The following is an 8,396-nucleotide window of genomic DNA, read 5'->3' as shown; positions in this document are numbered from 1 at the left end:
GGCTCTACGCGTATCCCGGCGGCAAGGTCGAGCCGGGCGAGACGCTGGCGCAAGCCGCGGCGCGCGAACTCAAGGAGGAAACGGGGCTCCAGGCGAAGGATTACCGCCCGCTGCGCGACATCCATATCGACGGCCGCGCTGAGCACCACGCGGTCGACTATTTGCTGACGGTGTTCGGCGCGGCCTATGTCGGCGGCGAGCCGGCAGCGAGCGATGACGCCGAGACGGCGGCGTTCTACACGCTGGCGGAAATGGCGGCGATGCCGCTGGCGGGCGATGTGTTTGAAGTTGCCGAGGAGTTGCTTGGTCCTGCGCAAGCCGCCGAGCGGTGACCCCAGAATGGCCTTGCGGGCGACAAAATGTTTCGCCACAAAGCCTTGCTCTTCCATCGCAAGGCCCTGATGACCCGCGCCTCCCCCTTTCTCGCCGCAAGCCTCGCTATCAGCATGGCCGTCACGGTGCAGCTGGCATCGGCGGCCGAGGCGCCGTTCGAGCCCGGGCTGATGCGCCTCGCCGAGGTGCTGGGTTCGCTGCATTTCCTGCGCAACCTCTGCGGCGAGAAAGGCGACCAGTGGCGGCTGGAGATGGAAAAGCTGCTCGAGTCGGAAAATCCCGATCCCAACCGGCGCGCCCGCTTCATCGCCTCCTTCAATCGCGGCTACCGCTCCTTCAGCGGCACCTACACGCAGTGCACGCCTTCGGCCACCGAGGCCATTGCCCGCTACATGAAGGAAGGCGAGACGCTGTCGCGCGATATCGCTTCCCGCTACGGGAATTGAGGACCGGCATCGATCGCGACTATCCACCGACCAATCGCTCCAATGTGGCCGGCCTTATTGTATCAGGCTGCGCCTTGGTGCAATCATCTGTTGCGCTTGTGCAACAATGTTAATGAAACGTTAGTGGACAAATGCGGAATTAACTCAAACTGAAGGTTTTAATGCCGCAAGCTGGTCTAATCGGCTAAGCTCGGTCGGAATTGATCGCAGCCTTGCTCGATATGTAGATTGCGACTGCAGAAATGTCGTATTTACAAGCACTTGTACGAGCAGCGCATGAACTGGCAAGTCAAGCCCGGTGCCTTGCCGGACCGACGCTTGAAAAGGTGGACATCGCAATGGAACATGGCGTCAGCGACATCGACGCGTTGGTCAGGGAAGAAAAGCGCCTGACCGCCGTGGAGAGCCACAGTGAAGCCTGGGCGGAAGGATTGTCGGCCGGCATCGAGCCCGAAATCATCGCCGAGGCTGCGCTGGAAACCGCCTTCGGCGAGATGCTGCGCGCCAATGGTGAGACCTCAGCGCTGGCCCTGCTCGACCGCATGCGCGAAAAGGTGATCTCCGGCGCGTTCGAGCCGGAACGGCTCAGGCACTAGCCCGCCCGCTTTGGCTGCTTTTGACGGCGACGCGCCGTTTGGGCATCATACCCGCCGCCTAGCCATTAGTTTTTCGCAATTCCGGACGGAAACCATTGCACAGTTTTCTGGAATTGCCCTAGCGAGCCCGGAACCATGGAGAGGCAAGGGGTGAGATTTTCGTTGGCAGGCAGGCCGCGCGGGCTGGCCCTCGGCATCTGGATCACTGCTTCCTGCGCCGGGCCATTGGCAATCTGCCTCGCCAGCACGCCTTGCTATGCGCTAAGCGAGATCCAACGCGAGGAGTTGCCTTCGCCGGTCACTCCGTCCACCAGTGACGAAACGACCGCTCCGGGGACCACCGTGCCAATGCCGGCCGCGCCCGGCACCAAACCCTCCGACAACAGCCAGCCGGCCGACGAGACGGACAAGAGCGCGCCCGAAGCGCCAACCGGCAGCGGCGGCATCACCAGCCCGCGCTCCGACCCGGATTCGCCGCCGCCGCCCGTCGTCTACGACCTCGACAAGCTTCCCGAGCCGGTCAAACGCATGCACGGCCTGATCATCGAGGCCTGCAAGAGCGGCGATATCGAGAAACTTCGGCCGCTGATCGGCTCGGGCGAATCCATGACGCAGCTATCGCTCGGCGACATCGAGGGCGACCCGGTCGCTTTCCTCAAGGGACTCTCCGGCGACGGCGACGGCCAAGAGATTCTCGCCATTTTGGAAGAGGTGCTCAGCGCCGGCTATGTCCATGTCGACACCGGCACGCCGCAGGAGCTCTATGTCTGGCCGTATTTCTTCGCGCTGCCGCTCGACAAGCTGGATCCCAGGCAGCGCGTCGAGCTGTTCAAACTCGTCACCGCAAGCGACTATGACGACATGAAGCAGTTCGGCGCCTATATCTTCTATCGCGTCGGCATCACGCCCGCCGGCCAGTGGCTGTTCTTCGTCGCCGGGGATTGAGCCAGAAGCTCATCCCTTGCCAATTTTGGTCTACGGCCATATGCGGTTTGCCTCCTCTCGCAGAGCCGGAATCGCATCGGCTCCCACCGTCGGCATTTGCAAGAAAGAAAATCGACCAGGGCAAGTTCCCGCAGCTGCAGGCACTCATAATGCAGGGCGCGCTTAAGAAATCCAACGTGGCCTAAGCCGCCAGCGCCTCGGAAAACTCCACCGCCCTGCCCTGGCCGGGCGTGACGATCTCGCCGTCCCACATTACCCGGTTGCCGCGCACGATGGTGCCGACCGGCCAGCCGGTGACCTCTTTGCCGTCATAGGGCGTCCAGCCCGCCTTGGAGCCAGCCTGCGCGTTGGTGATGGTCTCGCGGCGCTTCAGGTCTACGACGGTGAAATCGGCGTCGTAGCCGGCGGCGATGCGGCCCTTTCCCGCCATGCCGAAGATGCGCTGCGGACCATGACTGGAGAGATCGACGAAACGCTGCAAAGTGAGCCGGCCGGCGTTGACATGGTCGAGCATGATCGGCACCAGCGTCTGCACGCCCGTCATGCCCGAAGGCGAGGCAGGATAAGGCTTCGCCTTCTCGGCCAGCCTGTGCGGCGCGTGGTCGGACCCCAGCACATCGACGATCCCTTGCGCAATGCCGTGCCAGACGCCGTCGCGGTGGCGCGCCGCGCGCACCGGCGGGTTCATCTGGATCAGCGTGCCGAGCCGCGCATAGTCGTCAGCTGAGAGCGTCAGGTGATGCGGCGTCGCCTCGCATGTAGCGACGTCTTTATGCTGCTCGAGGAAAACGATCTCCTCGGCCGTCGAGATGTGCAGCACATGGATGCGCGCGCGCGTCTGTCTCGCGATGCGCACCAGGCGCTCGGTGCAGCGCAGCGCCGCGATCTCGTCGCGCCAGACAGGATGCGACGAGGGATCGCCCTCGACGCGCAGACCGAGCCGCTCGCGCAGACGGAACTCGTCCTCGGAGTGGAAAGCGGCGCGGCGGCGGGTGTTGCACAGGATGGAGGCGACGCCTTCGTCGTCCTCGACCAGCAGGTCGCCGGTGGACGAGCCCATGAAGACTTTTATGCCGGCAGCTCCTGGCAGCCGCTCGAGCTCGCCGACATCGCCGGCATTGTCGCGCGTGCCGCCAACCCAGAAAGCGAAGTCGCAATGCATGCGGCCGGTGGCGCGCCGCACCTTGTCGGCAAGGGCCGCCTCGCTGGTGGTCAGCGGATTGGTGTTGGGCATCTCGAAGACCGCGGTGACGCCGCCCAAAACCGCGGCGCGAGACCCGGTTTCCAGATCTTCCTTGTGCTCCAGTCCCGGCTCGCGGAAATGCACCTGGCTGTCGACGACGCCGGGCAGGATGTGCAGGCCCGTGCAATCGATCGTCTCGCCGGCCGACGCTTGGCCGAGATCCCCTATCGCGGCAATACGCCCGGCCTTCACGCCGACATCGCGCCGGCCTTCACCGTCATGGTTGACTACCGTGCCGCCTGTCAGGATGAGGTCGAAGGTGGTTGCCATGGGCTGGTCCAATCTCTTGCGGGGGGAGTGTGGCCGGCTTACGTAATGACCATCATTTTTGCAAGATCAGGCCGACTTCACGCCCATGCCCTTTGCCCTGCTGAAAGACCGCGCGCTCATTTCCGTGTCAGGCCAGGATGCCGAACATTTTTTGCAAAACATCCTCACCACCGATCTCGATGCGCTTGGCGCCGGCGAGGCAAAGCCCGGCGCGCTGCTTTCGCCGCAAGGCAAGATCCTGTTCGATTTTCTCATCTCTCGCGCCGGCGAGAACGGCTTCCGGCTGGAATGCCGGACCGACATAGCCGATGACTTCGTGCGCCGGCTGATGCTTTACCGGCTGAGGGCAAAGGCCGAGATTGCCAAGCAGGATCAGGCGCTTGTCACGGTTGCATGGGGCGATGATTCAACCGCCTCACTTGCCAATTCAACTTCCCTCGCCGACACGCGCTTCCGCGAGGTGGAGGTCAGGCGCAAATATGAGGGCGCAGTTCAGGACAGCGGCGATGCCGGCGCATGGCAGGCCCTGCGTATCGCCAACGGCATCGCCGAAAGCGGCAGCGACTACCAGCTCGGTGACGCTTTCCCACATGACGTTCTGCTCGACGAGACCGGCGGCGTCGGCTTCAAGAAAGGTTGCTATGTCGGCCAGGAAGTCGTCTCGCGCATGCAGCATCGCGGCACCGCGCGACGCCGCGTGCTGGTCGCCACAGCCGGGGGTTCCCTGCCTGCGACCGGTACCGAGCTCACCGTCGCCGGCCGGCCGGTCGGCACGCTGGGTTCGGTAAGCGGCGGACGCGGCCTCGCCATCGCCCGCATCGACCGCGTCAAGGCAGCGCTCGATGCCCGCGACCCGATCATGGCCGGCGACGTCCCGGTGACGCTCGCCATCCCGGGCTGGGCGAAATTCTCCTTCCCGCAAGACACCGTCAGCGCGGAGGAGGCCTGATGGCGGCCGACAGGGCGGGAGCGCCGCCGCGCGCCTGGCAGCGCATGCTGTCCGGCCGGCGGCTCGACCTGCTCGACCCCTCGCCGCTCGACATCGAGATCGCCGACATCGCGCATGGCCTCGCCCGCGTCGCCCGCTGGAACGGCCAGACCAGCGGCGAGCACGCCTTTTCGGTGGCTCAGCATTCGCTGCTGGTCGAGGCACTCTATGGTGAGCTGGTGCCGGCCGCCTCCGCCGAGGCGCGGCTCGCGGCGCTGCTGCACGACGCGCCCGAATATGTCATCGGCGACATGATCTCCCCCTTCAAATCGGTGATGGGCGGCTCCTACAAGGACTGCGAGCTCAGGCTGCAGCGCGCCATCCATCAACGTTTCTCGCTGCCGGCCGAGCTCGGTTCCACCTTGCGCAAGGACATCAAGCGCGCCGACCAGATCGCCGCCTATTACGAAGCGACGCTGCTTGCCGGCTTCTCGACCGCGGAGGCGACGGAGTATTTCGGCCGGCCGCGCAGCTTTTCCGCCGACCATTTCGACTTCACTCCACGCTCGGTGACCTGGGCGCAGGCGGCATTTCTGAAACGATTCGCGGCGCTGGAAGCTAAACGCCAGCCTTTTCTCGCTGCCAATTCCGTCAAATAAAAGAACGCTAAATTAACCGGCGGCCACGACAGTAAACTGTTCAGTCACGGTCGGCAGGCGCGCTCATGTCCGTTGCTCATGTCAAGGCTGGTTCGGCCGCAGTCAGGCGGAAGGCAACCGGTATTGGCCCGGTTCGACGAATAGCGGAGGAACTTCGCGCACAAAACGAGCGCTTTTCGGCCGCCGTCGAGAACATGTCGCATGGCCTGTGCATGTTCGACGCCGACGAGCGCATGATCATCTGCAACCGAAACTACATCGACCTCTTCCGCCTCGACGCCAAAGTCACGAAGCCCGGCATTCGCTTCTTCGACATCTTGCAGCACAGCGTCGAAATCGGCATCGCCTCGCAAACCGCCGAGCAGCTCTACGCCGTCCGCAAACCCTATATCGACGGCGCCAAGCCCTCGACTTATGAGGAGACGCTGGCGGACGGGCGCATCATCGTCATCTCGCATCGGCCGCTGGCCTCCGGCGGCTGGGTGTCGATCTACGAGGACGTGACCGTGCAGCGGCGCTCCGAAGAGGAACTGAAGGAGCAGCATCGCCGCTTCGACGCCGCTTTGGCCAACATGTCGCAAGGCCTGCTGATGTATGACGCCGACGGCAAGATGATCGTGCGCAATCAGCGCTTTCTCGAGCTCTACAACGTCGCCGCGACAGATTTCCCTTTTGGAACGATACACCGCGACGCGCTCAAACGACTGCTGGAACTCGGCATCTACACCAAGATCGACGTCGACAGCGAAGTCACCAGGACCGAAGCCTGCCTGCGAGCAGGGAAAATGCAGTCGGCTTACCGCTATCTTGCCGACGGCAGGACTTTTCTGGTGGTTCGGCAGCCGATGAGCGGCGGCGGCTGGGTCGTGACCTTCGACGATGTTACCGAGCGTCGCCGCGCCGAAGAGCGCATGACGCATCTTGCGCATCACGACACGCTGACCAACCTGCCCAACCGCTCGATGTTCCGCGAGCGCCTGGACCAGGCATTGAGCGAGGCCAAAGCCGCGCCGGTGGCGATCTTCTCGCTCGACCTCGACCGCTTCAAGGCCGTCAACGATACGTTCGGGCATCCGGCCGGCGACTGGCTGCTGAAAAGGGTGGCCGAGCGCCTGCAGCGCTGCCTGCGCAGCGACAAGGACGTGGTGGCGCGTTTCGGCGGCGACGAATTCGCCATCATTCAATCCAATATCAGAAACGCGGTCGACGCCGAAAAGCTGGCCAAGCGCATTATCGAGGTGATCGGCAAGCCTTATCGCGACAAGGGCCGCGAAATGCATGTCGGGGTGAGCCTCGGCATCGCGCTTTATCCCAGCGACGGGCAGGATGCGGATACGCTGCTCACCAATGCCGACATGGCGCTCTACCGGGGCAAGAGCGAGGGGCGCAACATCTACCGTTTCTTCGAGCCGGGCATGGATGCCATGGTGCGGGAGCGCCTGGCGCTCGAGGCCGACCTCGAAGCTGCACTCCCGAGGCGCGAGTTCGAACTGGATTTCCAGCCGATTCTCGACATCGCCTCCGGTGAGATCGTCGGCGCCGAAGCGCTGATGCGCTGGCGCTCGCCGTCGCGCGGGCTGGTGCCGCCGCAAGACTTCATCGCCGCGGCCGAAGAAACCGGGCTGATCGTGCAGCTCGGCGACTGGGCGCTGCGCAAGGCCTGCGGCGTGGCGGCGGGCTGGCCGCAGGACGTGCGCATGGCGGTCAACGTCTCGGCGGCCCAGATCAAGAGCGGCGGCTTCGCCCGCAGCGTGATTGCGGCGCTCGCCTTTTCCGGCCTGCCAGCAAGCCGGCTGGAACTCGAAATCACCGAAACGGTGATGATGGACGAGAGCGACAGCGTGCTGAGGACGCTCGGGCAATTGCGCGGGCTCGGCGTGCGCATCGCGCTCGACGATTTCGGCACCGGCTATTCTTCGCTCGGTTATCTGCGGCGCTTCCCGGTCGACAAGATCAAGATCGACCGCTCCTTCATCCACGATCTCGACAAGCGCGACACGGCGGCGATCGTGCGCACGGTTATCGGGCTCGGCGCCGAGCTCGGCATCACCGTCACCGCCGAAGGCGTCGAGGCCGAAGCGCAGCTCGACATGCTGCGCAAGGCCGGCTGCGGCGAGGCGCAAGGTTTTCTGATCGGCGCGCCTGCCAGGGCCTCGGAGATGAGCCGCCTGCTGCGCTCGCAGGAAAAGCTTCGCCGATCCGGTTGATGCCAGGCACCGGTCAGCGCAGCGTCTCGAAATATTTCTCGTGGAAGCTCACATAGCCGGGTTCTACCACTTTGAGATGCCGCGCGATCAGCCGATGAAAAGCCGGCAATTGATGGAACGGCACACCCGGATAGGCGTGGTGCTCGGCATGGTAGGGCATGTTCCAGGCGAGCTTGCGCACGAACCAGTTGGTCAGCGTCGTCCTGGTGTTTTCCAGCATATTGGCGACGAAGGGGCAGCGGCCATGCTCGGCCAGCAGATAAAGCCTGAGAAAGGGCTGCCCGAGCAGCGCCGGTACGAGCCAGATGTAGAGGAGCACGGTCGCCTCGAGCCAGATCGCAAGCGTCAGCACGACGAGGTAGAAGGCGATCATCGCCCGCGCCTCGGCCTGGACTTTCGGCAAGCCTTTCGGGGGCACATAGCTGTCCCCGCAGCGGCCGCTGGCATTTTTGTAGAGCGTCTTGAAATGACCCCACCACACCGGCAGGCCAGACACATGGACGATGTACTGTCGCAAGGTCTCGGGCTTCGGGAAAGCCAGCTCCGGATCGTTCTGCGGGTCCTGAGTGAAGCGATGATGGGCGAAATGGAAATAGCGGAACCAGTCGGCCGGCAGCGCGATCGCCAGGCTGCAGAGCCGCGCGACGGCATCGTTCAGCCACTGCGTTTCGAAGGCCGTCCTATGCACGGTCTCATGCAGCAGCGTGAACAGGAACACGATCAGGATGCCCTGCGGCAGCATCAGAACCGGCCAGTACGGCACCTTGGC

The 8,396-nt window shown here is 64.0% G+C and carries 9 protein-coding genes; 7 read left to right on the top strand and 2 right to left on the bottom strand.

What is annotated here, in order from left to right; genetic code table 11:
- The 4 genes from EOA75_RS24585 to EOA75_RS24570 form a co-directional block, all read left to right on the top strand.
- Window positions 1-332, top strand: a 332-nt coding sequence (locus tag EOA75_RS24585; protein WP_127325373.1) for an NUDIX domain-containing protein, incomplete at its 5' end; no start/stop codon positions are given.
- 69 nt (window positions 333-401) lie between these two features.
- Window positions 402-779 carry a TIGR02301 family protein gene (locus EOA75_RS24580; protein ID WP_127325374.1) on the top strand — a complete coding sequence of 126 codons (378 nt, stop codon included), beginning with the start codon at window positions 402-404 and terminating at the stop codon, window positions 777-779.
- A gap of 338 nt (window positions 780-1,117) precedes the next feature.
- A complete protein-coding gene (locus EOA75_RS24575) occupies window positions 1,118-1,375 on the top strand; it encodes a hypothetical protein (RefSeq protein ID WP_066997401.1) in 258 nt (85 codons plus the stop codon).
- Between the two features lie 150 nt (window positions 1,376-1,525).
- Window positions 1,526-2,320, top strand: a complete 795-nt coding sequence (locus EOA75_RS24570; protein ID WP_095800109.1) for a hypothetical protein — start codon at window positions 1,526-1,528, stop codon at window positions 2,318-2,320.
- Between the two features lie 181 nt (window positions 2,321-2,501).
- On the opposite strand, the gene EOA75_RS24565 is transcribed toward EOA75_RS24570, so the two are convergent.
- Complete coding sequence (locus EOA75_RS24565; protein ID WP_127325372.1) at window positions 2,502-3,833, bottom strand: dihydroorotase; 1,332 nt, start codon at window positions 3,831-3,833, stop codon at window positions 2,502-2,504.
- A gap of 85 nt (window positions 3,834-3,918) precedes the next feature.
- Between EOA75_RS24565 and EOA75_RS24560 the strand changes: the two genes are divergently transcribed.
- The 3 genes from EOA75_RS24560 to EOA75_RS24550 all read left to right on the top strand — a co-directional run bounded on the left by EOA75_RS24560 (window position 3,919) and on the right by EOA75_RS24550 (window position 7,627).
- The gene (locus tag EOA75_RS24560) at window positions 3,919-4,782 is read left to right on the top strand and encodes a folate-binding protein YgfZ (RefSeq protein ID WP_127216102.1); all 864 of its coding nucleotides are present in this window, start codon (window positions 3,919-3,921) and stop codon (window positions 4,780-4,782) included.
- Window positions 4,782-5,420 (top strand): HD family hydrolase, encoded by a 639-nt coding sequence (locus EOA75_RS24555; RefSeq protein ID WP_095781517.1) that lies wholly within the window; start codon window positions 4,782-4,784, stop codon window positions 5,418-5,420. The genes EOA75_RS24560 and EOA75_RS24555 overlap by 1 nt, the downstream gene beginning before the upstream one ends.
- Before the next feature lie 65 nt (window positions 5,421-5,485).
- Window positions 5,486-7,627 (top strand): EAL domain-containing protein, encoded by a 2,142-nt coding sequence (locus EOA75_RS24550; RefSeq protein ID WP_127325371.1) that lies wholly within the window; start codon window positions 5,486-5,488, stop codon window positions 7,625-7,627.
- A gap of 13 nt (window positions 7,628-7,640) precedes the next feature.
- Here EOA75_RS24550 and EOA75_RS24545 read toward each other — a convergent pair.
- Window positions 7,641-8,396, bottom strand: a 756-nt coding sequence (locus EOA75_RS24545) for a fatty acid desaturase family protein (protein ID WP_127325370.1), incomplete at its 5' end; no start/stop codon positions are given.

The organism is Mesorhizobium sp. M1A.F.Ca.IN.022.07.1.1 (assembly GCF_003997575.1).
Lineage (GTDB): Bacteria > Pseudomonadota > Alphaproteobacteria > Rhizobiales > Rhizobiaceae > Mesorhizobium.
This window is presented reverse-complemented; position numbering and strand designations above follow the sequence as displayed.

What these genes read in the sequence shown, in the direction of transcription:
- EOA75_RS24575 (WP_066997401.1), top strand. Translation starts at nt 1,118, where the DNA reads ATGGAACATGGCGTCAGCGACATCGACGCGTTGGTCAGGGAAGAAAAG.
- EOA75_RS24560 (WP_127216102.1), top strand. Translation starts at nt 3,919, where the DNA reads ATGCCCTTTGCCCTGCTGAAAGACCGCGCGCTCATTTCCGTGTCAGGC.
- EOA75_RS24555 (WP_095781517.1), top strand. Translation starts at nt 4,782, where the DNA reads ATGGCGGCCGACAGGGCGGGAGCGCCGCCGCGCGCCTGGCAGCGCATG.
- EOA75_RS24580 (WP_127325374.1), top strand. Translation starts at nt 402, where the DNA reads ATGACCCGCGCCTCCCCCTTTCTCGCCGCAAGCCTCGCTATCAGCATG.
- EOA75_RS24565 (WP_127325372.1), bottom strand. Translation starts at nt 3,833, where the DNA reads ATGGCAACCACCTTCGACCTCATCCTGACAGGCGGCACGGTAGTCAAC.
- EOA75_RS24550 (WP_127325371.1), top strand. Translation starts at nt 5,486, where the DNA reads ATGTCCGTTGCTCATGTCAAGGCTGGTTCGGCCGCAGTCAGGCGGAAG.